The organism is Lonsdalea britannica, assembly GCF_003515985.1.
GTDB classification, from domain to species: domain Bacteria; phylum Pseudomonadota; class Gammaproteobacteria; order Enterobacterales; family Enterobacteriaceae; genus Lonsdalea; species Lonsdalea britannica.
The window spans coordinates 72,846-97,445 of the sequence record NZ_CP023009.1; the positions used below are offsets into that span (position 1 = coordinate 72,846).

At 59.6% G+C, this 24,600-nt stretch carries 15 protein-coding genes and 3 pseudogenes; 6 read left to right on the forward strand and 12 right to left on the reverse strand.

Annotated elements, in window-relative coordinates; translation table 11 throughout:
• The 4 genes and pseudogenes from CKQ53_RS00395 to CKQ53_RS00410 all read left to right on the forward strand — a co-directional run bounded on the left by CKQ53_RS00395 (position 1) and on the right by CKQ53_RS00410 (position 3,645).
• Entirely contained in the window at positions 1–1,761 is a 1,761-nt protein-coding gene (locus CKQ53_RS00395; RefSeq protein ID WP_094118333.1) for a DDE-type integrase/transposase/recombinase, read from the forward strand.
• Positions 1,762–1,959: 198 nt separating this feature from the next.
• A pseudogene (locus tag CKQ53_RS00400) lies at positions 1,960–2,862 on the forward strand (ExeA family protein); the annotation flags it as partial.
• A gap of 2 nt (positions 2,863–2,864) precedes the next feature.
• Positions 2,865–3,155 carry a hypothetical protein gene (locus tag CKQ53_RS00405; protein ID WP_118894523.1) on the forward strand — a complete coding sequence of 97 codons (291 nt, stop codon included), beginning with the start codon at positions 2,865–2,867 and terminating at the stop codon, positions 3,153–3,155.
• A gap of 97 nt (positions 3,156–3,252) precedes the next feature.
• Positions 3,253–3,645 (forward strand): Mor transcription activator family protein, encoded by a 393-nt coding sequence (locus CKQ53_RS00410; RefSeq protein ID WP_085651229.1) that lies wholly within the window; start codon positions 3,253–3,255, stop codon positions 3,643–3,645.
• Positions 3,646–5,107: 1,462 nt separating this feature from the next.
• Here CKQ53_RS00410 and CKQ53_RS00415 read toward each other — a convergent pair.
• From CKQ53_RS00415 to dgt, 6 genes and pseudogenes are all read right to left on the reverse strand, one after another.
• Entirely contained in the window at positions 5,108–6,100 is a 993-nt protein-coding gene (locus CKQ53_RS00415) for a sulfate/molybdate ABC transporter ATP-binding protein (RefSeq protein WP_118894525.1), read from the reverse strand.
• A pseudogene (cysW, locus tag CKQ53_RS00420) lies at positions 6,090–6,970 on the reverse strand (sulfate ABC transporter permease subunit CysW). The gene CKQ53_RS00415 and the pseudogene cysW overlap by 11 nt, the downstream one beginning before the upstream one ends.
• 9 nt (positions 6,971–6,979) lie before the next feature.
• On the reverse strand, positions 6,980–7,792 hold the full coding sequence (cysT, locus tag CKQ53_RS00425; RefSeq protein ID WP_085651226.1) for a sulfate ABC transporter permease subunit CysT: 813 nt from the start codon (positions 7,790–7,792) through the stop codon (positions 6,980–6,982).
• A 98-nt stretch (positions 7,793–7,890) separates the two neighbouring features.
• On the reverse strand, positions 7,891–8,901 hold the full coding sequence (locus CKQ53_RS00430) for a sulfate ABC transporter substrate-binding protein (protein ID WP_085651225.1): 1,011 nt from the start codon (positions 8,899–8,901) through the stop codon (positions 7,891–7,893).
• Positions 8,902–9,228: 327 nt separating this feature from the next.
• Entirely contained in the window at positions 9,229–10,677 is a 1,449-nt protein-coding gene (gene degP, locus CKQ53_RS00435; RefSeq protein WP_094118335.1) for a serine endoprotease DegP, read from the reverse strand.
• A gap of 168 nt (positions 10,678–10,845) precedes the next feature.
• Positions 10,846–12,360, reverse strand: a complete 1,515-nt coding sequence (gene dgt, locus CKQ53_RS00440; RefSeq protein WP_094118336.1) for a dGTPase — start codon at positions 12,358–12,360, stop codon at positions 10,846–10,848.
• Between the two features lie 159 nt (positions 12,361–12,519).
• Here dgt and mtnN point away from each other — a divergent pair, with 159 nt between their 5' ends.
• Positions 12,520–13,221 (forward strand): 5'-methylthioadenosine/S-adenosylhomocysteine nucleosidase, encoded by a 702-nt coding sequence (gene mtnN / locus CKQ53_RS00445; RefSeq protein WP_094118337.1) that lies wholly within the window; start codon positions 12,520–12,522, stop codon positions 13,219–13,221.
• 124 nt (positions 13,222–13,345) lie between these two features.
• On the opposite strand, the gene erpA is transcribed toward mtnN, so the two are convergent.
• Positions 13,346–13,690 (reverse strand): iron-sulfur cluster insertion protein ErpA, encoded by a 345-nt coding sequence (erpA, locus tag CKQ53_RS00450; RefSeq protein WP_085651221.1) that lies wholly within the window; start codon positions 13,688–13,690, stop codon positions 13,346–13,348.
• 309 nt (positions 13,691–13,999) lie between these two features.
• Between erpA and hemL the strand changes: the two genes are divergently transcribed.
• On the forward strand, positions 14,000–15,280 hold the full coding sequence (gene hemL, locus CKQ53_RS00455; RefSeq protein ID WP_094118338.1) for a glutamate-1-semialdehyde 2,1-aminomutase: 1,281 nt from the start codon (positions 14,000–14,002) through the stop codon (positions 15,278–15,280).
• 38 nt (positions 15,281–15,318) lie between these two features.
• Here hemL and fhuB read toward each other — a convergent pair.
• The 5 genes and pseudogenes from fhuB to hrpB form a co-directional block, all read right to left on the reverse strand.
• Positions 15,319–17,306, reverse strand: a pseudogene (fhuB, locus tag CKQ53_RS00460) (Fe(3+)-hydroxamate ABC transporter permease FhuB).
• On the reverse strand, positions 17,303–18,226 hold the full coding sequence (fhuD, locus tag CKQ53_RS00465) for a Fe(3+)-hydroxamate ABC transporter substrate-binding protein FhuD (RefSeq protein WP_094118340.1): 924 nt from the start codon (positions 18,224–18,226) through the stop codon (positions 17,303–17,305). Before fhuD ends, fhuB begins: the two are co-directional and overlap by 4 nt.
• A 2-nt stretch (positions 18,227–18,228) precedes the next feature.
• Positions 18,229–19,029 (reverse strand): Fe3+-hydroxamate ABC transporter ATP-binding protein FhuC, encoded by an 801-nt coding sequence (gene fhuC / locus CKQ53_RS00470; RefSeq protein WP_118894527.1) that lies wholly within the window; start codon positions 19,027–19,029, stop codon positions 18,229–18,231.
• Between the two features lie 535 nt (positions 19,030–19,564).
• Positions 19,565–22,051, reverse strand: coding sequence for a bifunctional glycosyl transferase/transpeptidase (gene mrcB / locus CKQ53_RS00475; protein ID WP_085651216.1), 2,487 nt, complete (start codon positions 22,049–22,051; stop codon positions 19,565–19,567).
• A 101-nt stretch (positions 22,052–22,152) separates the two neighbouring features.
• Positions 22,153–24,597, reverse strand: coding sequence for an ATP-dependent helicase HrpB (gene hrpB, locus CKQ53_RS00480; protein ID WP_118894529.1), 2,445 nt, complete (start codon positions 24,595–24,597; stop codon positions 22,153–22,155).
• Between the last annotated feature and the right edge of the window lie 3 nt (positions 24,598–24,600).

Here is a 24,600-nt window from a genome sequence, read left to right on the forward strand (position 1 = left end):
ATGAACGCCGCCCTGACGGAAAAACTGGTCGCTGTCGCCCGCGCCGCGCGCGAAGCCGGACACGGCCAACGCGGTCCGATCTACGACGCCGCCTGCGCCGAACTCGGTATGTCCCGCGGCACCCTGCTGCGCAAGCTGAAGACCGTGGCGATGCCCCGCCGCCCTCGCAAGCAGCGCAGCGACGCCGGCAACAGCGCGCTGACCCGCGACGAAGCCGCGCTGCTGGCCGCCACGCTGATGGAAGCGACGCGTAAAAACGGCAAACGCCTGTACGCCATCGCCGACGCGGCGGACACGCTGCGCGCCAACGGCCTGATCGACGCCAGCCGCATGGACCCGACCACCGGCGAGTGCATCCCGCTGTCCGCCTCCACGCTGAGCCGCGCGCTGCGCAGCTACGGCCTGCATCCGGACCAGCTGAGCGCCCCCGCGCCGGTCACCGAACTGGCAAGCCGTCATCCCAACCACGTCTGGGAAATCGACGCGTCGCTCTGCACGCTCTACTACCTCAGCAACGGCCGCAAAGGGCTACAGGTGATGGACAGCGCGCGCTTCTACAAAAACAAGCCCGCCAACCTGGCGCGCATCGCCAGCGACCGGGTGTGGAGCTACGAAATCACCGACCACGCCACCGGCTGGATCTACGTGGAATACGTGATGGGCGCGGAGTCCGGCGAGAACCTGTGCTCGGTGCTGATCAACGCGATGCAGGCGCGCGGCGGCGCCGACGTCCTGCACGGCGTACCGCGCATCCTCTACCTCGATCCCGGCTCCGCCAATACCGCGAGCATGACCCGCAACCTGTGCCAGTCGCTCGGCATCGAATTGATCGCCCACAAGGCGCACTCCGCCCGCGCCACCGGCCAGGTCGAGAAAGCCCGCGACATCATCGAACGCAAGCTGGAACCCGGCCTGAAGTTCCAGCCGATCCACAGCCTGGAAGAGCTGAACGCGCTGGCCGCCAAATGGCGCAGCCACTTCAACGCCACCGCCGTCCACAGCCGCACCGGGCTGACGCGCACCGCCGCGTGGCTGAACATCAGCGACAGCGAGCTGGTGGAAGCGCCGTCGCGTGACGTCTGCCGCGAACTGGCGGTCTCCGCGCCGGATACCCGCAAGGTGACGCCGAAGCTGCGCGTCTCGTTCCGCGGCGTGGAGTACGACGTGTCGTCGGTGCCGGACGTGATGGTCGGCCAGACGCTGCGCATCACCCGCAACCCGTGGCGCAGCCGCTGCGCGCAGGTGGTGATGATGGGCGAGGACGGCTACGAGCACTACTGGCAGGTCGAAGAGGTCGAGAAAGACGCCTACGGCTTCGCGGCCTCCGCGCCCGTCATCGGCGAACGCTTCCGCGCGCAGGCCGCCACGCCCGCGCAGACGGCCAAAGCCGAGCTGGAGCGGCGCATCACCGGGACCGACAGCGCGACGGATGCCGCCGACGCCCGCCGTCGCCACGCCCTGCCGTTCGGCGGACGGCTCGACCCGTATAAGCATATCGACGACGCCGAATTGCCGAGCTACCTGCCGCGTCGCGGCCAGCCATCTCCGGTCCGCGCCCCGCGCGTGGAGCAGCGTCCGCTGAGCCACGTCGAAGCCGCCCGCCTGTTGCGCGAGCGCTTCCTGAGCCAGCGGCAGAGCTGGACCTCGGCGCACTATCGTCAACTGGCCGCCCGCTATCCCGACGGCGTGCCGATCGACGCGTTGGAGACGCTGGCTGACGAACTGCTGACGCCGCCCGCCCGCATCGTCAACGGGCCGTAATTTCTCAGCGCGACCGCGCCGCAACCTGACCGGGCCGCCGCAACAGGCCGCCCTCCCCGCCGACCCAGAGCGACGCGATATCGCGCCGCCCAGGGGACGCTCAACCTTTTTTCGGCGTGAAAGCACGTCGCACAGACCACGCGAGACCGCACAACGCCCCGACGGCACGCCGTCAGGACGCGTTCATTCAGCGTGATGGAGGCAAGGATGTTATTGAAAAAACAGGTGTTGCACCCCGAAACCCGCAAAGCGTTCGGACTGTTTCGCGACCCGTTCGCGGAAGACGCGCTGCAAGGCGCGGAAGACGTGTTCGTCACGCCCGACATTCGTTATGTGCGGGAAGCGCTGCACCAGACCGCGTGCTACGGCGGCTTCATGGCGGTGATCGGCGAGTCCGGCGCGGGCAAGTCCACGCTGCGCCGCGACCTGATCGACCGGCTGGAGCGCGAGCGCGCCCCGGTCGTCGTCATCGAGCCGTACACGCTGGCGATGGAAGACAACGACGTTAAAGGCAAGACGCTGAAAGCGGTAGGCATCGCCGAAGCCGTGATCAGCACGCTGGCGCCGCTCGAACCCATCAAGCGCACGCAGGACGCCCGCTTCCGCCAGATGCACCGGGTGCTGCGCGACAGCAGCCGCAGCGGCTACAGCCATGTGCTGATCATCGAAGAAGCGCACAGCCTGCCGATCCCCACGCTCAAGCATCTCAAGCGATTTTTCGAGCTGGAGAGCGGCTTCAAAAAACTGCTGTCCATCGTGCTGATCGGGCAGCCGGAGCTGGCGTCCAAACTCAGCGAACGCAACCCCGAGGTGCGCGAAGTCGTGCAACGCTGCGAAGTGGTCGAACTGCGACCGCTGGACGGGGCGCTGGCGGATTTCCTCAGCTTCAAACTGGGCCGCGTCGGCAAAGCGCTCGACGACGTTCTCGACGACGGCGCGCTGGACGCCCTCCGCGCCCGCCTCTGTTTCCATGCAAGCGGCCGCCATGCGGTCAGCCTGCTTTACCCCTTAGCTATCGGCAACCTGATGATCGCCGCCATGAATCTGGCAGCCAGCATCGGCATCCCCCTCATCAATTCAGACGTTATTAAAGGACTCTAATCATGGCCAAAATCATCATCAACATTACGCACAAAAAAGAAAAAGCGGCGCGCGGACTGAGCGCGGTGGACCTGTCTTGCGCCGTCACGGCGGAGCTGGACGACCACGAGGAGGAGATGACCCTGCTGATGACCCAGCTGCTCGGCGCGGGGCTGCCGGACCTGATCGAGTCCGCCAACGACCAGTTGGTCATGCTGCTGGAAGATCAGGGCGTGCGGGTGGCCGATGCCACCGTCACGCCGCTGAACACCGACGCCGCGGCGTCGGACGACACGGGAGGAACCCGTCAATAAGACCCTGACCGGCGTCCGCGCCGGTCGTCCATCCCTCCGTTAACGGAGAAATCGCAGTGAAATCCATTGTTTTTGACATTAAGGAAAGGAATACATCATGACAAACAGCAACAGTTTTCGCAGTAAAGGCCCGGAGCTGCTGGTCGAGCTTGCACAGCACACCGCCAACATTCTGCACGAGGCCGTCGATATCGACACCCGCACCGCCGACCAGATAGGCGAAGCCGTGGCCAGCCGGATGATGCAGGTGTGGGGCGGACAAAACGTCTACTTCCCGATGGGAATGGCCTGGAGAGTCAGCCAGCGCGACCAGGAGATCTTCAGCGACTTCAACGGCAAAAATCACCACGATCTGGCCCGCAAATACGGCGTATCGCTACAGTGGATCTACAGCGTCGTCAAACGCGTCCGCAAAGAGGAGCAGGCGCGCATTCAAGGCTCGCTGTTTGAGGGCGGCGCCGCCAGCGACACCGCCGCCGACGACGACTGATCGCCCCGCCCGGACCACACTCCCCGTCGGTCCGGGCGGCGTTTTCCACGGCTCACGCCGCGCCTGAAACACCGCAATCCCCCTGCCACATCCCACCAATGCCTGAGTCACCCCCATCTGACCGCCGGAAAACCGGGGATTCGCGCGTCCGCTTGTTGGAACGTTCGTCCACGCCAGGCCGACGGCGAATAGCCGATGCGCGCTTCACGTAAACCACACAGCGTTCCCTTTCGGCGCGATACCAGAGCGGATTCGGGGCTGCGAACGCCCGGACAAAGGCATCGAAAGCAGACGCATCAAGGACAAAAGCCCCGGCTGATGCGGCGGCAGGTCGCAACGGCTGGACGGAGAATGGCTGGACGGAGCCCCGTGCCGGGTCGCTTTCGCCATGCCAGTCAGGGGCATTCGTGATGGAAACGTCAGGGCGATGCGGCGATGGCAAGAGAGGTCAAGCATCGGCTGACCGAGAGGCGAACAGTCGACAGGTTCCCAAAAGGCCTTCGCGCCCCGGCAATTAAGGGATAATACCCGGAAGAGTAGGCCGATGGGCCGCCGCGAAGGCGCTGAAAATCGTGCTCAAAAAATGACGGCAGTTGCCGGTTTTTCACCGACGCTCCGTCGCGGAGGATGGGCCACGGAAGAATAGACTCCATGGTCCTCTGACCTGTTGCAATTCATCGCAAGCCCCTATTCCGCGGATAATACGACGATTCGCTTCGCGGATATTCGCTGAATAAAGGTAACGAACTTCGCACACGCGGCTTTTATGGCTATTCCCTATTTCCATTAAGCCCGCCCCGGCGCTAAGTAAAGAAAAAATAAAAACACTGATAGGACCAGTGTCCCCGGCGACGCTGAATAACAAACCCGTCGTAAAATAACGAACGCAAAAAATAAGCAGGCAACGCGCTTTTATCAAAAAACAGACAAAATACTAACGAAATAGTTAGTCAAGGAAAGAGGAAATAGACCCGAAACGCTTACGCATTTATCTGTGTTATTAACCAGCGATCAAGAATAATAAAAAATCCACCTTTCCTTTTCTTGCATATGATTATTCAGATGCATTTCTTTTTTCACATAGCAAAAAACAGTTTCATTCGTCCGAGTTTCCCATTCCCGCCGTCGCATTCACAACGCTTATTATCTCTCTCTGTCGCCGGGGTTTATATTGGGGGGGATCAATAGGATATATCCATAAATATCACGTAGAAAACAAAAGCGGTATTGAACAGAAAATGGACATTAGCCTAAGGTTATTTTTCGACGCTTATTAAAGATAAAAAAATAGCTTCAGCGCAAAAAGTCAGCGATGAAGAATATTGGCGAGGTGGGTGTCAGTTTGATAAATACGTTATTTAGATAGGGTGGTAATAATGTATATGGTTATTACATGCTTGTTGAGATCTGGAAAATAGCACGACGCGGCCCAGTTTACTCAGGCCACGTCATTCCATAAGAGTTAAATTTCCCAGTCGTGATTGTAGGTCTTAGGTTTGAATTGAATGACATCACCCCGATGCAGTCCGGCGAGCGTGGCGTCGTCATGCGCGACTTCAGCTTCAATCAGCTCGGGATTCCCTTCAATTTGCAACGTTAGACGCGTTAACGCCCCCAACGGACGGATATCTTTAACGGCAACCGGCTGGTAGTCCGGCTGCGGATCTTTCGACAACACCACTTCATGCGGGCGGAACAGGATGGATTTGTCGGATTCAGACAACGTGAGTCGGTTACTGTCGCCAAGGAAATGGTACACAAACTCGCTGGCCGGATGGTTATAGACCTCATGCGGCGTGCCGATCTGCTCAATCACCCCTTTATTCATCAACACGATTCTATCGGCCACTTCCATCGCCTCTTCCTGATCGTGAGTGACGAACACCGACGTCAGATTGATATTCTCGTGCAGACGAGACAGCCAGCGCCGTAACTCTTTACGCACTTTCGCGTCCAGCGCCCCGAAGGGTTCATCCAACAACAGAATTCGCGGCTCGACGATCAACGCGCGGGCAAGCGCGATACGCTGGCGCTGACCACCGGAAAGCTGCTCAGGATACCGATCCGCCAGCCAGTCCAGCTGTACCATATTCAGCAATTCATGCACTTTGGTTTCGATGTCGCGTTTGGACGGGCGTATCGCTTTCGGTTTCATCCGTAAGCCAAAGGCGACATTGTCGAAAACCGTCATATGCCGGAACAAAGCATAGTGCTGAAACACGAAGCCCACGTTGCGATCGCGTACGTCATGCACCGAAACGTCTTCGCCGTGAAACACAATATTGCCGCTGTCAGGCTGCTCCAGTCCGGCGATGATGCGCAGTAGGGTCGTCTTGCCGCAGCCGGACGGCCCGAGTAACGCCACCAACTCGCCGCTTTGAATGGACAAGTTAATCGCATTCAGCGCCCGGAACTGACCAAATTGCTTGTTAACGTTATGGACTTCAATGCTCATTTTTGGCCAGCTCCTGTTGTTGCTCTACCTGTTTTGTCAACCGTGCCTCGCTCCACTGGCGCAGCAGCAGTATCACCAACGACATCACCAGCAGCAGAATAGCCACGCTGAACGCCGCGACGATGTTGTATTCGTTATAGAGAATTTCAATGTGCAAGGGCAGCGTGTTCGTCATACCGCGGATATGTCCCGACACCACGGAAACCGCACCGAACTCGCCCATCGCGCGCGCCGTACACAGCACCACGCCGTAAATCAGTGCCCATTTCACGTTCGGCAGCGTAATGTTCCAGAACATCTGCCAACCATTCGCCCCAACAGGCGAGCGGCTTCTTCTTCTTGCGACCCCTGTTGCTCCATCAGCGGGATCAGCTCGCGCGCCACATAGGGCAGCGTTACGAAGATCGTCGCCAGCACGATGCCCGGCACCGCGTAGACCACCTGCAAATCGTGCTCCATCAGGAACGGGTAAAGCTTGCTCTGCGCCCCGAACAACAACACATAGACCAGCCCCGTCACCACCGGAGAGACCGAGAACGGCAGGTCGATCAGGGCCAGCAGCAGCGTCTTGCCGCGAAATTCGAACTTGGTCACGCACCATGCCGTCGCCAGACCAAAAATCATATTCAGCGGGACGGAAATGACCGTGGCAAATAGCGTCAGCTTGAGGGCCGACACGGCGTCGGGCTCGGAAATCGCATTCCAGAAGGCGCCCACGCCGTTATGTAATCCCTGTGTCACCACCATCACCAGCGGCAACACCAACACCAGCACAAAGACCACCCAGGCAAGCCCGACCAAGGTGTAATAAGTGACAGGCCGCCGGGAAACAGAGCGTGTCTTATCCGACACGGAGACTGTGTTATCCATCATCATCCCTCAGCGATTTGGTTGAATTCGGCGCTGCAACACGTTGATCAGCAACAGCATAATGAATGACAGCACCAGCATGAATACGCCGATACCGGTCGCCCCTTTGTAATCGTACTGGTCCAGCTTAGAAACGATCAGCAACGGCATGATTTCTGTTTTGAACGGAATATTGCCGGCGATAAACACCACGGAACCGTACTCGCCCACACCGCGCGCAAAAGCCAGCGCGAAGCCGGTCAACCAGGCAGGCAGAATGGCGGGGAGCAGTACATGACGAAATATCTGCAGCGGCCTTGCGCCAAGGCAAGAGGCAGCCTCTTCAACTTCCTTGGGAATGTCCGCCAGCACCGGCTGTACCGTCCGCACCACGAACGGCAGCGTGACGAAAATCAGCGCCAGCGTTATTCCCAATGGGGTGTAGGCGATCTTGAAGGGAAACAAGCTGCCCACCAGTCCGGTTGGCGCGTAGAGCGACGTCAGCGCGATACCGGCCACGGCGGTGGGCAAGGCAAACGGCATATCGATCATGGCATCGATAATTTTGCGCCCTGGGAAGGTATAGCGCACCAGCACCCAGGCCAACAGCGTGCCAATAATGCCGTTGATAAAGGCGGCAGATAACGCCGTGGAAAACGAAAGCCGCACCGAGGACAACACTTGTCGGCTGGTGATCAGATCCCAAAACTGGGTCAGTGTGAGTTGGCTGGCGTAGAGGAACATCGCAGCCAGCGGGATTAAAACAATCAGCCCCAGATAGGTGAGGCTAAACCCTAACGTCAATCCAAAACCGGGCATCACCGGCGAAGCGCGTCGTGACATAACAAGCCTTTCTTTTTATCTACCAGACCACAAAGGTCTCCCGCATCCCTGCGTGACAAAACCGCCCCATACCGGGGCGGTTTACATCATGAGATACCTTACTGATTAATTTTTTCGAAGATGCCGTCAAAAATACCGCCATCAGCGAAGAACTTGGGCTGAGCCTGCTTCCAGCCGCCGAAGTCGCTGTCGATCGTCACCAGTTTCACCGGAGCAAACTGGCTCTTGAACTCTTCCGCAATTTTTTCATTACGCGGACGGTAGAAGTGTTTGGCGATGATACGTTGCCCTTCATCGCTATAAAGATAGTTCAGATACGCCTCCGCCTGCTTTTTCGTGCCTTTTCTTTCGACCACGTTGTCGACAACGGCCACCGGCGGTTCAGCCAATATGGACAGCGACGGAGTGACGATCTCCAGATTTTCGCCGCCCTGCTCTTTCAAAGACAGATAGGCTTCGTTTTCCCAGGCGATCAGCACATCACCGAGCTGACGCTGTACGAAGCTGACGGTCGAGCCACGCGCACCGGTATCCAGCACCGGGGCATGACGATACAGTTCAGTGACGAATTTCAGCGCGCTTTCGTCGGTCCCGCCCGGCAAATGTTTGGCATAAGCCCAAGCGGCCAGGAAGTTCCAACGCGCCCCGCCGGACGTTTTCGGGTTAGGCGTAATCACCTGCACGCCGGGTTTAATCAGATCGCCCCAATCCTTGATCTGTTTAGGGTTTCCTTTACGCACCAGAAACACGATGGTGGAGGTATAAGGCGTACTGTTATCCGGCAAACGAGCCTGCCAGTTCGGGTCAATGAGTTTTTTATTGAGGTTGAGCGCATCGATATCGCCCGCCAATGCCAGTGTGACAACATCCGCCTGGAGTCCGTCGATAACCGAACGTGCCTGCTTGCCGGAGCCGCCGTGGGAATTCTTGATCGAGATATCTTCACCCGTGGTGGCCTTCCAGTGCTTGCTGAAAGCGGCGTTATAGTCCTGATAGAACTCCCGCGTAGGGTCGTAAGACACGTTCAGCAGTTCTGTTGCTGCAGAGGCAACGCCTGAAAACAACAGGGTTGCGGCAGCCAACGACAGCCCCAGACGACGCTTTGACATAGTTATCACTCCCTCAAGAAGTCATTCAGTTCGATACCCGCAGGCAACCGGGCTAATTATGGGTCCGTCCTGATAGGGTCTGGCGTTGCGGCAGTCTGTGGAGAGCGCGCCATAGCCGGAAATAGCGATAAGCTAAGTGTGTTATCAGGCAGGAAGTAAGACTGGACAATAGAGGATATGGGAGGACGGCAAAAAGACTGTTTCGCGATAATTTATGCAATCCCGTTATATTCTTCGCACAATTTTTGGGGTTTTAAATTGGGCTGGCCGCGCGCGCAAAGAACCGGGGGAAAGGCTGACGCCGCGAACGACGCCAGCCCGATCGGATTACTGCAGCAACAGATACAAATTACTGTCGCCACGGCGGATATTTAGCGCCAGCACGGGCGGTTTGCCGTCCAAAATCTTGCGCAGTTCGCCAATGTTGGCCACGGCCTGCTGATTCACGCCAAGGATGACATCGCCCGGTTTCAGGCCGATACGCGCCGCGGAAGAGCCGGGTTTCACCTTCTCGACCTTCACGCCTTTCTGGCCGTCGAGCTGCGTATTGCTGAGCTCGGCGCCTTCAATGCCCGAGTTCAGATTGCCCGCCGCCACCTGAGCCTGACTGCTTTGCTGCAACGTCACGTCCACGGAAACCGGCTTGCCGTCTCGAAGCAGACCCAATGTCAGCTTGGTGCCCGCAGGCAACGACCCCACCTGTGCGCGCAGCGCCGCAAAGCTGCTGACCGCTTTACCGTTCAGCGACACAATAACGTCGCCAGCTTTGATCCCGGCCCCCGCCGCCGCCGATTTCGGCTGAACCTGGCTGACGAACGCGCCACGCTGGGCGTCGATCTTCATCGCCTGCGCCAGCTCGGAGTTCAACTCCGTGCCGACGATACCCAGTTCGCCGCGTTTCACTTCACCAAACTCAACGATCTGATTCACCAGATTTTTCACCATATTGCTCGGAATGGCGAAACCGATGCCGATGTTGCCGCCGTCCGGGGCCAGAATCGCCGTGTTCAGGCCAATCAGTTCGCCGTTGAGATTAACCAGCGCGCCGCCGGAGTTACCCCGGTTGATCGCCGCATCCGTCTGAATGAAGTCTTCATAGTTTTCGATGTTCAGCCCGCTGCGACCGAGCGCGGAAATGATCCCGGAGGTCGCCGTTTCGCCCAGACCGTAAGGATTGCCGATCGCAACGGCATAGTCGCCGACGCGCAGCTGATCGGAGTCCGCCATTTTAAGCTCGGTCAGATTACGGGCGTCTTTGATCTGCACCACGGCGATATCGGATCGCGGATCTTTGCCGATCACCCGCGCGTCGTATTTACGTCCGTCATTGAGACGCACCTGGATCTTGTCGGCGTTATCGACCACGTGATTGTTCGTCACCACGTAACCTTTAGCCGCATTGATAATCACGCCCGCGCCCAACGCCTGGAAGGTCTGCTGCTGACGCGGCTGTTGATTAGGATTGCCATCGTCATCTCCGCCCTGACACATCGGTGAGGACTGGAACGGCGAACCCTCCTGACAAAACGGGGAATCCTCACCAAAGAATGGCTGTAGCTGAGGCGGTATAGCCCCGCTGCCCGCCCGGCTGACCGGCGCATGTCCTTCGACGGAAATATTGACGACCGAAGGCATCACTTTTTCGAGCATGGGCGCCAGACTGGGCAGCTGTTGGCTGGAGGAGGAGACCGATTCCGCCGCGATGGCCGGAACCGTCCCTGTGGCCATTGCCAGGCTTAACGTCAATGCACTCAGAACCAATGATTTTCTTTTCATAGGAATAGATCTCATAGTCAATCAACACGCAAATTTTACGGCCTTTTGCTGTGGTCGTGCAGATAAGATAACTCTGCGCAAAGGAAGTTCCTCTGCGCAATCCTGTGAAACGTAAGGAAATATTGTCTCTGTTTACAAAACGGCCGTCGGCGACGCCCTGCCTCTCGCCTACTCAGCCGCCATCAGCCGACGGTATTCATCGTAGGCATAAAGGTCGGTCATGCCGCTGATGTAGTCCTGAATCAGGCGACCGCGATAGTAAAACTCCAGACACTCCTGCTGCTCAGCGGGCTGCTTCTCCAGCGACGTCACAGCCTCCCGATAAGCCAGACAGTGCTTGCGCGACAGCTTGTGGTAGAGGCGGGTCTCAATCGGATAATCGCGATGGAACTCCTCTTCCACCAACGTCTTAAAGTCAGCCGACGGCATTTGCAGCAAAGGATGGTAGATGTCGAGCAAACCGTGCATCACCCGGCTTCCCTGCAACTCCAACTGCTCCACTTCGTGGTGGTTGAAAACATGCTTGATCGCCACCTGCTTGAATGTTTTCAATAGCCGGTTTTGCGGGCTGTCGTCTTCGAGTAAAGCCTGATTGAAGGCTCCGCTGAAAATTTCCGGCAGATGTTTGATAAAACGTTTTGATGCATGAGGCACCAGACGACCCACGGTATTGACCCGCAGATTCATGAAAAACTGATCGTCGCTGCTGCGCCAGCGGTGATACTCGCGGGACTCGAACGCCTTACCGACGGTCTCCATGAACAAATCGTTCGGCTCAGAGGTGCCCCAGGCGTCTTCCAGAAGTTGATAGAGACGGTCGATGGAAAACAGTTTTTTCTCCACCGCATCTTCCAGATCGGCAATACAGTATGAGATATCATCTGCCGCTTCCATGATGTAGGTCAGCGGGAAACGGTGGAACTCCTTCATGTCGAGTTCGCTACGCAGCTGATTCACAAACGCCTCTTCCGCCAGATAAAAACCCGGCTTTTTCATCAGGTAGCGATAGTCAGCGGGCGGCTCATCAATCCAGTAGGCGGGCTTGGTGTATTTGAGGATACAGGCGACCTGCGAATAGGTCAGATTCAGCTTTAACAGCGTGTGCACCATCCGCACCGCCTGGGCATTGCCTTCGAACTGACTCAAATCCTGACGAATGCGGCAACGCAGTTCGTTCAGCTCTTCCTCGCCCTCCTTCAGCGTCAAGCAGGCAATCTGGCAGGCGTCTTCTCGCGTGGTGTTTTTTTTGCAAAACTCAGCATCCATCTGCGTGGAAAACCAGTTTCTCAGCGCGGACTCCCCGAAATGGCCGAACGGCGGGTTGCCGATGTCATGCATCAGGCAGGCCATTTCCACCATACTTTCGAAGGGAATTTCATACTGGCTCAGCCCGAAGGTGTCCAACTTCCCCTGTCGCCTCAGACTATCGATAATATTTTTAGCGATATAGCGGCCAATCTGCTGCACTTCCATCGAGTGCGTCAGGCGGGAACGCACAGCCGCGTTCCTTTCCAACGGGAACACCTGCGTTTTCTGCTGCAACCGGCGAATGGCGGCGGAATTGATGATACGGCCGCGATCGCTTTCGAACTCGCGGATAACGCCGTAATCATCCTTCTTTTCTTTAGGCTTGCTTAACGCCCTCTGATAGCTGATTTTCTTGGCAAAATCGATGTTGGACATGCTGTTCTCCGTTTCTGGCCCTGACCGGTGATAGCATGCCCGCACGGGCGATACAACGGTTAAGGCGTTTTGTTCGCGTGCTCTCGCTATCATAACGGCCATGATAGACTACCGGCCACGACACACCTGTTAATTCAAGCAAAACTTGTGGGGAATCCTATGAAAGTTGGCATCATTGGCGCCATGGAACAAGAAGTTATCTTGCTGCGCGATCAGATTCAGAACCGCCAGACCATACAGCGCGCTGGCTGTGAAATTTACACCGGACAGCTGCACGGCGTGGACGTGGCGCTGCTCAAATCCGGGATTGGTAAAGTCGCGGCGGCGCTGGGGACGACGCTGCTGCTGGAACACTGCCGCCCAGACGTCGTGATCAACACCGGTTCGGCCGGCGGTCTGGCCTCCAGCCTTAAAGTGGGCGATATCGTGGTGTCCAGCGAAGTCCGCTACCACGACGCCGATGTCACCGCGTTCGGTTACGAAGCCGGTCAGATGGCGGGCTGCCCGGCCGCTTTCGTCGCGGACGAAAAGCTGATCGTTCAGGCAGAACAGGCTATCGCCAAGCTGGATCTGAATGCGGTACGCGGCCTGGTCGTCAGCGGCGATGCCTTCATCAACGGCGCGGAGCCGCTGGCTCGCATCCGCAGCACCTTCCCGCAGGCGGTCGCCGTGGAGATGGAAGCGACGGCTATCGGCCACGTCTGCCATCAGTTCGGCGTACCTTTCGTTGTCGTGCGTGCGATCTCCGACGTCGCGGACCAGGAATCTCATCTGAGCTTCGATGAGTTCCTGAGCGTGGCGGCCAAGCAGTCCACGCTGATGGTGGAAGCCCTCGTGCAGTCGCTGGGCCAACAGGGCTGATTCGATAGCCCGCCGCCGCATTCACTGACGAGTGGATTCGGCGCGGATAAAAAAAAACCCGTGCGGCAGCCAGGCTGAGCACGGGTTTTCTAGGTACGCCACCGGGTGTGGCCGAGCTTGAGGATCAGATGCTAAAGGACGATCCGCAGCCGCAGGTGGTTTTAGCATTCGGATTGGTGACCACGAAGCGCGAGCCTTCCAGCCCTTCGGTATAGTCTACCGAGCCGCCGACCAGATATTGCAGGCTCATCGGGTCAACGACCAGCGACACGCCCTGCTTTTCAATCATCATATCGCCCTCGTTGACCTTGTCGTCAAACGTAAAGCCATATTGGAAACCGCTGCAGCCGCCGCCGGTGATGTACACCCGCAGTTTCAGATCGGGATTTTCTTCGTCAGCAATCAGGAATTTCACCTTATTGGCCGCGGCATCAGTGAATTGCAGCGGCACTGCTGTTACGTCGCTCATCTTTGGTACTCCCAAACTCAGTATCGGGCGGTGATTATCCGACCCGGTGATGCTTCGATTATCTAATAGCCCCCGACAACGTTCAAGAGATGATCGGTTCGCGGCGGGGCGGCAGTGAATGACGCCGCGCTCAGGCAGGCATGTGCTCCGGCAGGTTCATGGGGGCGATTATCGGCCTTTTGCCGTCCCAAAACAACGTCGTTCGCCTACATCGTCCTCCCATCTTGGTCACAAGGATTTCACAACCGGCCGCTCTTCATTAGAATGAGGGCATACTCTGTGACATCAATCCCCAGTCAGGAATCTGTAATGAATAAATCTGAAAGTCTGTACGCGGCGGCGCAGCAGGTCATACCGGGCGGCGTAAACTCACCGGTACGGGCATTTAACGGCGTCGGCGGCACGCCGCTGTTTATCGAACGCGCCGAGGGCGCCTATATCTACGATGCGGACGGCAAAGCCTATATCGACTACGTCGGTTCCTGGGGACCGATGGTGCTGGGGCACAACCATCCGGCGATTCGCGATGCGGTGATCGCCGCCGCGGAGCGCGGACTGAGCTTCGGCGCGCCTACTGAAATGGAAGTCACGATGGCGAATCTCGTGACCTCGCTGATGAAAGGCATGGACATGGTCCGCATGGTCAACTCCGGCACGGAAGCCACCATGAGCGCCATTCGTCTGGCCCGAGGTTTTACCGGCCGCGATAAAATCATCAAGTTCGAGGGTTGCTACCACGGCCACGCGGACTGCCTGCTGGTGAAAGCCGGCTCCGGCGCGCTGACGCTGGGACAGCCGAACTCACCCGGCGTCCCCGCCGATTTCGCGCGTCATACCCTGACCTGTACGTATAACGATCTGGCTTCTGTGCGCGCCGCCTTCGAACAGTATCCCGAAGATATCGCCGCCATCATCGTTGAACCGGTCGCCGGTAACATGAACTGCATTCCGCCGCTGCCGACGTTCCTGCCGGGGCTGCGCGACCTGTGCGACGAATTCGGCGCGCTGCTGATCATCGATGAAGTGATGACCGGTTTCCGCGTCGCGCTGGGCGGCGCGCAGGCCTTCTACGGCGTCCAGCCGGACCTGACCTGTCTGGGTAAAATCATCGGCGGCGGCATGCCCGTCGGCGCATTCGGCGGTCGCCGCGACGTGATGGAAGCGCTAGCGCCGACCGGGCCGGTTTATCAGGCGGGGACGCTGTCCGGCAACCCCATCGCCATGGCGGCGGGCGTCGCCTGTTTGACCGAAGTCGCCAAACCGGACGTTCATCCGCGACTAACCGCGTTGACGGATCGTCTGGCGGAAGGGCTGTTGGACGCGGCTCGGGCAGAAAATGTGCCGCTGGTCATCAACCGCGCCGGAGGCATGTTCGGCCTGTTCTTTACCGACGATGACACGGTGACGAGCTATCAGGACGTGCTGAAATGCGATGTGGAACGCTTCAAACGCTTCTTCCACCTGATGCTGGATGAAGGCGTTTATCTGGCGCCGTCCGCGTTCGAAGCCGGCTTCATGTCCACGGCACACAGCGAACAGGATATCGATCGCACCGTGGCCGCCGCACGCAAGAGCTTCTCGCAGCTGTAGTGCGTCTTGTAGCCTCAGAGTCAGTCCGGCTCTGAGGCTCAACGCGCCTGCTTTCTCAGCAGGTAGACAAAGTACGGCGCGCCGATGAACGTCGCCAATAACCCCGCCGGGATTTGATACGGAAACAACATCATCCGGCCCGCCCAGTCGGCCGCCGCCATCAGACCGCCCCCTATCGCCGCTGCACAGACAAGGTGCGACATCACCCGATTGAATCCCAGCATCCGCGCGAGATGCGGTGCCATCAGCCCGACAAAACTCATGGGGCCGACGATCAAGGTCGCGCCCGCGGTCAGTACCGCCGCCAGCAGCAGAATCGCCAGACGGGCCAGCGACACCGGTACGCCGAGCGTGAGGGCGGTGACGCCGCCTAACGGCAGGATCTGTAACCAGCGGCGGCAAAACGGCGTCAACAACAGCGCCGCTACCGCCAATGCGCCGGTATAGATCACCTGCCTGCCGTCCACCCCATAAGTGGAACCGGTGATCCAGGTCAGCACCGCCCCCATACGCGGATCGCCGCTCGCCAGCAGTAACGTCACCAAGGTGGTCAGCGCGGAGCCCACCGCAATCCCGGTCGGCAACAATCTCTGCGTGGAAAAGCCGCCTCGCCCTGCGACCGCCATCATCACCATCAACGTGATGGCCGCGCCGAGGCTGCCTGCGGGCAAACGCCACGCCAGCGCATTACCCGGCCACAGCAACATCAGGATCACGACGCCAAATGCCGCCCCCGAACTGATCCCCAGCACTTCAGGACTCGCCATCGGATTGCCGGTTAACCGCTGAATCAAACATCCCGCGACCGCCAGCATGATGCCCGCGCAGAGCGCCGCCGCCAGACGCGGCCAACGCCACGGCAAGAGTTCAGAGAAAGCATCGCCGCTGGCCCAATGCCAGCCCTGCGCGTCACGTCCCAGACACAACGCGACGATAACCACCAACACCAACGCCACCACGCCGCCCGACAGCCAAAGTGGGCCAAGACGCCGTTGCCGCATGGCGGCAGGCGCATCATCCACCGCCGCCGTCATCCCGTTGCGCAGGCGCGGCAACAGGAACAATAAAATCGGCGCGCCGACCAGCGCGGTCGCCGCCCCCGTTGGGACCTCGCGCCAGACGTCCGCCAGCCAGAGCGTTAGCCGATCGGTAAGGCACAACAGCAGCGCCCCCAGAAGCGGTGCCAGCCACAGCCGCTGCCCCAGACGGCGCGCGCCTAACATTTTCGCCAGCAGCGGCGCGAAAAGGCCGACGAAGCCAATGATGCCCGCGGCATTCACCCACTGGGCGCTGAGAAAGATCGCTAGCGTCAGCGTACCGAGACGCGCCAGTCCCAGCCCAAGACCTGCATTACGCGCCACGCCATCGTCCAGCCCCAGCAGCGTCAATGGCCGCACCAGCAGACCGGCGGCGATAAACCCCAGCGCCAGACGCGGCAGCACAAATGCCACGTTGCGCCAGTCCTGCTGATTCAGCGAGCCGCTGCTCCACAGAAACAGGTTGGTCAACTGGTCAAAATTCAGCAACGCCAGCAAATGATTGACCGCGCCGCAATACAGGCTCAGCACCAGACCCGCGAGGATCAATGTCACCGGCGACAAGCGCCGTCCCCAGGCGACGCCGAACACCAGTCCCCCACCAACAGCGCGCCGAACATCGCCGCCAGTTGCGAGGTCATCGCCCCGCCCGGGAGCGCCCACAGCGTGGCGACGGTGATACCAAGCTGCGCGCCGCTGGCGACGCCCAGCGTGGCAGGTTCCGCCAACGGATTGCGCAGCACCTGCTGGAACAGCACGCCGACCAGCCCCAACCCCGCGCCAATCAGCAGGGACAACGCCAGACGCGGCAGCTGACTGTAGTGAAACAGCATCTGCCGAATATCGTCCGGCGAGGGGTTCACAATACCTTGTCGCCACAGACCGACTGGCAGCTGTTGATTCAGTTGACTCAGCGATATCGCCAGCACCAGCAAGGACAGTGCGCCGATGACAAAGAGGGTAAAACGACGGGAGGATGTCGATATCATCGGAACGCCTCCCGCGCGTTAGCCAGCGTCTCGCAAAAACGCATGGCGGAAAGCGTGCCGCCGTAAAACCAGACCGGTTCCACCCGCTGCCAGCGCCGGTGACGAACGAACGGCAACGCTTGCCACAGCGGATTGGCCGCCACCTCGTCCATCAACGCGCCGTTGCCGTGATCAAAACATAGCGCGTCGATATCTGCGCTCAGCGTCGCCAGCGTTTCCATGCCCACGATCAGACTGCCCCAGGCATTGGTTTCCCCTTGCCAGGCGTTTTCGATCCCGAGTTCATCCATTACCGACTGAAACAAACTGTTGCGCCCAAGGATCAGGACATGGCGGGCATCCATCACGGTGAACAACAGCAGTGGCCGATGCGTGTAGGCGTGTAAATTGACCCGCGCCTGCTGAAGAAAATGACTGAACGACGCCAGATGCTGCTCCGCCGCCGGGCGCAAATTCAGGCGGTCGCCCAGCGCCCGCAGCGAGCGCCGGGCGCTCTCCAGCGGGCCATCGTCACCGTTAATGAACGAAAACCCCATGCCCGGCGCGATGCGTTGCATCTGCGCGGGCGAAGGACCAAAGCCGTCGGCGTACAGCAGCAGGGAGGGCCGCAACTGAGTCAACAGTTCCAAATTCGGTTCGGTGCGCAGCCCGACGTCCACCACGCTGTCCGGCAACATCGGCGACTTCACCCACCGCTGATAGTTATGTTTATCAGCCACGCCCAGCGGAGTGACGCCCAACGCCATCAGCAGCTCCAACGGCTGCCACTCCAGCGCCACGATACGATGAACATCCGCGCTCGCGGCCTGGCCTCGCAGCGCATACGCACACGGCGACAACAGCAGCGCGGTCAGAAAACGGCGGCGAGAAAGACCGGTAGTAAAGCAACCACAAGAAGATAGCCCGGAGGAAAATGTCATCGTCAGCACACAAAACTTATCGGCGAACCATCCGCCGGATGCGGCAGGATCCCCATCGGGATCCCATAGATGTCCTGCAATACCGACGCCTGCATCAGCTCTGCGGGCGTGCCCTGCGCAATCAATTTTCCCTGACGCAGCGCCAGCAGGCAGTCACAGTAGCGGGCAGCCATATTCACATCGTGCAGAACCGCAATCACGGTTAGCCCACGTTCACGGCTGAGCTGTCGGATGAGCGCCAGTACGTCGACCTGATGGGCGATATCCAGCGCGGAGGTGGGTTCATCCAGTAACAGGCAGCGACTGCCCTGCGCCAGCGTCATCGCCAGCCAGGCCCGCTGACGCTCTCCGCCAGAGAGGCTGTCCACCAGCCGCTGCGCGAACGGCGCCAACCCGACCAGCGCAATGGCCTGTTCCACCTGCTCCCGGTCGACCTGTCCGAAACGGCCCAGCGCCCCGTGCCACGGATAGCGCCCTACCGCCACTAGCTCGCGCACCGTCATCCCTTCGGCGGCGGGCAGTTGCTGGGGTAGATAAGCCACCTGACGGGCGAACAACGCGTTGCTCCACCGCGGTAAAGGCTGTCCCGCCAGCGAGAGCAGACCACTGCTGGCAGGCTGATGGCGACCCAATATTTTGAGCAGCGTCGACTTACCCGATCCATTATGGCCGATCAGCCCGTAGACTTTTCCCGCGGGAAACGCGACCGACAGCGGGTGCAGCAGAGTTCGGTTGCCGACGCTGAAGCTGACCGCCTCAAGCGAGAACGTCATGTCGTTATCCCGCGGGACGTTACGCTGCATAAGACGGGCTCTGAGCGATAGCACAGACGATATTCGCCATCGCGAATGATGGTGCGGAAAGGTGGGACGGATAAGCGGGCGTCAGCATAGGTCGCATCTCTAGGGGATTATTAATTAATGCAAACGAGAATAATTATTATAAGCATCGCATTTTTGCAAAAGGGACGAGCCACTGCAAGCGCCTTTGGTTGGTATGAAACCAACGCGGTCGGCGCCGAGCCGGATGCTCGTGCGGGACCTCATTCACGTCGAAGTCTGTCGGTAGCGTATTGATACCACCGGTATCTATCTCGTCATGCCCAGTCATCAACCCGTTTCGGGCCGAGCGACATCCACTCTGAGCGCCTGCCGTCAATGACAGGGGATGCGTTTTCAAATGTCCTGATCCACAAACGCCCACACGTTTTCTCTGGCGGTTAGAACGGAGCAACCCTCCTCTGCTCTTGAGGAAGTGATATCGAACTGACAACAAAAAAGCCCGCAACGAAAGTTGCGGGCTTTGAAGATAATAGCGGCAGTCACGCCTTAGGCGAAATTACTGTCCGAACATCTCTTTGATCCAACCGGCGACGCCCTGCCCGTCTTTCTGCTCATCCGGCTGTCCGCCTGGCTGTCCTTCCTGCGATTGAACCGTCTGAGGGGCTGTTTGGCACAGCGACTGCGGATTATCGCTCCAGACCGGCAGCGCGCGTCCCGCGCTGCCATTGCAGATCACGTTGCCATTGCCGTCGACCGTCATGGTGTTGATGCCTTCCGGCGGCGTCAGCGTCAATGTCAGCGGCGTCTGGTTTTCCAGATAGCGGCGGTAGAGCGTCAATGCGCCGTTAGCGCCGGTCAGCTTGGCCGGACCGTTGTTGTCGCGACCCACCCAGGCAATCGCCACTTCTTTACCGTCCACGCCAGCGAACCAGCTGTCGCGCAGATCGTTGGTCGTCCCGGTTTTGGCCGCCAGATGATAGCGCCCGAATTTCACCGTCAGCGAGCGGGATGTCCCGCGTTCAACCACCTGTTGCATACCGTACAGCGTCAGATAGGCCGCCTGAGCCGGTACGGCGCGTTCCGCCTGCGGGAAGCTTTGATACAGCACCGTATTGTCTTCCGCGATCACGGAACGGACCGCCGACAGCGGGGCGCGGTTGCCGCCGCTGGCGATGGTCTGGTACTCCTGCGCCACTTCCATCGGCGTGAGGCTGATCGCCCCCAGCAACATCGACGGTACAGGCTGGATCACCTCTTTAGGGATCCCCAAACGTTGCAGCGTGGCGCTGACCTGATCGAGTCCTACCGCCATCCCCAGATTCACCGTCGGGATGTTCAACGAGTTGGCAAGCGCATCCACCAACAGCACCTGACCACGGAACTGGCGGTCGTAGTTCTTCGGCTCCCAAATCGCGCCGTTCGGCTGTTTCAGCGACAGCGGCGCATCCGCCAGCACGGTATTGAGGCGATAGTGATCGGGATCGCTGAGCGCCGTCAGATAAGTCGCGGGTTTCGCCAGCGAGCCGACCGAACGACGCGCCTGCATCGCACGGTTAAAACCGGCGTATTGCGTATCGGCGCCGCCCACCATCGCACGGACTTCTCCGCTGAAACGGTCGACGATCACCATCGCCGCTTCCAGATCTTTAAGATTACGCGCAGCGCGCAGCGCGGGCACGCCCGTTTCTACGGCGCGCTCGGCGGCATCCTGCGATACCGGGTCAAGCGTGGTAAAGATCTTCACGCCGGACAGGTCATTGACCTTGTCGCCCAGCCGCTGTTGCAGCTCCTGACGCACCATCTGCATAAACGCGGGCTGCGGGCTGATCACGCCGCCTTTCGGCTGGACGCCCAACGGGCGCGCGCTCAGCATGTTATAGAGATCTTCGTCGATCACCTGCTGGTTTTGCAGCAGACGCAGCACCAGATTGCGTCGCTCCAGCGTCAGTTTCGGGTTACGCCACGGATTGTATAGCGAGGCCCCTTTGACCATACCGACCAGCATCGCTTGCTGATCGAGGCTCAGTTCGTTCACCGGACGGCCGAAGTAGTAGAGGCTGGCCAGCGGGAAACCGCGGATCTGATCGCTGCCGCTCTGACCGAGATAGACCTCGTTCAGATACAGTTCCAGAATGCGATCTTTGCTGTAGCGGGCGTCCACAATCAGCGCCATATAGGCTTCATTGAGCTTACGCCACAGCGAGCGCTCATTGGTGAGAAACATGTTTTTCACCAACTGCTGGGTCAGCGTGCTACCGCCCTGCACGGCACGTCCGGCGGTCAGGTTGGCCAGCACGGCGCGGCCAATAGAGAACAGGCTGATGCCGTCATGCTCGTAGAAGTGGCGATCTTCGGTCGCAATCAGCGTGTCCACCAGCAGATCGGGGAATCCCGCGCGCGGCACGAACAAACGCTGTTCGCCATTCGGCGACTGCAGCATGGTGATCAGTTTGGGATCGAGCCGGAAGAAACCGAAGCTCCGCTGGTTGTCCAGATTCTGGATCTGCGACAGGCGATCGTTGTTGAACACCAAACGGGCGCGGATCTGTCCCTCTTTACCATCGGGGAAGTCGAACGGGCGGCGCAGCATTTCAATGCTATTGGCCTGAACCGTGAACTCGCCGGGGCGGGTCATGCGGGTGACTTCGCGATATTGCATCCCTTCCAGCAAATGCACCATTTCCTGCTTGCTGTAGGACATGCCGGGTTCGAGGTTCACCATCCGGCCATAAACCGTCGCCGGCAACTGCCAGACCTTGCCGTCGATGCGGCTGCGGATTTCGCTGTCCAGATAGATGCCGTAGACCGCCATGACGACCACGAACACCAGCAGCAGTTTCAGCACCAGTCCTAACCAACGGCGCTTTTTACCAGGCTTGCGGCTCATTTCTTCGTCGTCCTCGTCATCATAATCATCGTCATACTCTTCGTAATCATCATCATAGTCATCATCATCCCTGCGACGCCGTAGTGCCTGTTTACGTGTAGGTTTTCGCGGCGCTTTTCCCTTGCGTCCGATAGGTTCGCGATCGTCCCGAGACATTACTGTGACATCTCCATCAGGTTGCTAACGGCACCTGTGCAGTACCTGGCCGTCTACTCTGTGTCTCCCGCCTTTCGCAAGAAAGGGGGAAACGTCCGAAATTACTGGTTCTGATACTTTCTGGTGCGCCGGGTCGGCACGGCCGTCGCCGGGTCGTCAGGCCAGACGTGCTTGGGATAACGCCCTTTCATCTCTTTCTGCACATCACGGTAGGCGCCCTGCCAAAATGCGGCCAGGTCGCGAGTGATTTGCAGCGGACGTTGCGCCGGAGACAGCAGCTCCAGCACCAACGCCACCCGGCCCTCCGCCACGCGCGGGCTTTCCCGTTCGCCGAACATTTCCTGCAACCGCACCGCCAGCGCCGGCGCGCTATCCTCAGCATAGCGGATAGGCAGACGGCTGCCGCCGGGCACCGTGTAATGGCTCGGCAGCGCGCTGTCGAGGCGCTGTTTCTGCCGCCAGTCCAGACAGCGCTGAAGGGCTTCCGCCAGGTTGAGCTGATTCAGCCCTCGCCGATCGCGCACGCCCGTGAGTGAAGGCAAGAGCCACTGTTCCAACGTCGTCAGCAGCGCGTCGTCATCCACCGCAGGCCACTCGACGTCCGGCAACCATTGGCGCGCGCACTGAATACGGGCGCGCAGCTGCAAAGCCGCCGCATCCCAATTCAGTACGGATAAGCCCTGCTCGCGCAGCCAGTTCAGCATCGCCTGCTGCAGGTCGTCGTCAGAGGGTTTCGCCAAGGGCTGGGTGCGTAACGTCAGACAGCCGATTTGGCTACGCCGGCTGGCGCGCAGCGTACCTTTTTCTTCATCCCAGTGCACGCTATTCCGCTCACTTAACAACCCCGGAGAATGTTGCAACAGCCGGTCGATATCCACCGGCAGCGCCAGCTGAATTCGCGCATCGGCATACTGAGGACTTTGCATCAACGCGGGCACAATCAGCCACTCGGAAGACGTCAGCGGATCGTCCACCGCCAACTGAGCGCCGACGCCGTTCGCCAACTGATAACGACCGTCCTGACCACGCCGCCGGGCGATGCGATCGGCGAAGCCCTGCGCCAACAGTCCTGCCGCCAGCCCATCGTCGAAACGACCTTTGACGCCCCCCAGCCGTCGCGCCAACTGCGTTGCCCGACGCTGCCAGTGACTGGCCGGACGGCGCAGACTCTCGAACAAGTTCGGCGAACCGCTGCGGGGCGGCTCTTCAATGATGGCCGCCAGCAACGCCGCCGTACTCAGCGCGTCGCCCCCTTGCCGTGCGGCGGCATGCAGCATCGCCGCCAGACGGGGATCGCTGCCGATGCCCGCAATCTGCCTGCCGAGGGTCGTCAACTGCTGACGATCGTCGACGATGTCCAGTTGCAACAAGAGGCGCTGAGCCGCCGACAGGGCTGGCGCGGGCGGAATATCCAGCCAGGTGAGCTGACCGACGTCGCGACATCCCCATTGCAATAAATCCAGCCACAGGCCGGACAGATCGCTGTGCAGAATCTCCGCTTCGCTCTGCGCCGCCGCACGCTCCGCCTGCTCTTTCGTACACAGGTGCCAGCAGACGCCCGGCTCCAGACGTCCCGCTCGGCCAGCGCGCTGCGTCATTGACGCCTGACTGATGCGCTGGGTCGTCAGCCGCGTCAGTCCGCTTTTGACGTCGAACAACGCTACGCGCTCCAGACCGCAATCGACCACAACGCGAATGCCTTCAATCGTCAGGCTGGTTTCGGCAATATTGGTCGCCAGCACCACTTTGCGCCGCCCCGCGACCGCCGGACGAATGGCCTGCTGCTGCTCTGCCAGCGCCAACGCGCCGTACAGCGGACACAGATCGGTATCCGCCGCGATACGTTCACTGAGCAGGAGCTGCAAGCGTTTTATTTCCGCCACGCCCGGCAGGAAAACCAGCATCGAGCCGCTTTCCTGCTGCAACACCTGCGCAATCAGTCGGGCCAGCGAGACTTCCAAGCGCTCGTGCGCGCCCGGTGCCTGAAAGTGTCGCGTCACCGGATAAGCCCGGCCCTCAGAGCTCACCTTGCGCGCATCAGGTAATAAGGAAGAGAGGCGATCGTTATCGAGCGTGGCCGACATGATCAGCAGTTTGAGGTCGTCGCGCAGCCCCGCCTGCACATCAAGCAGCAGCGCCAGCGCGAGATCGGCTTGCAGACTGCGCTCGTGAAATTCATCCAGGATCACCAGAGAGACGCCTGCCAGCTCGGCGTCCTGTTGTAGCATCCGCGTCAGTATGCCTTCGGTCACGACTTCCAGCCGCGTCTGCGAGCTACAGCAAGTTTCAGCGCGCATCCGATAGCCGACCGTCTGACCAGGCGTTTCTCCCAGCAGTTCCGCCAGTCGGAACGCCACGCTTTTCGCCGCCAGACGTCGCGGCTCCAGCAGAATGATACGGCCGGGCAGTTCAGCGTTCTGTAATAGTTGCAGCGGCAGCCAGGTGGATTTTCCGGCGCCGGTCGGCGCATGCAGCAGCACCTGTGGCGAATGACGCAACGCGTGAATGACATCATCCAGCACCTCGCTGACGGGCGGTAAACTCACAGA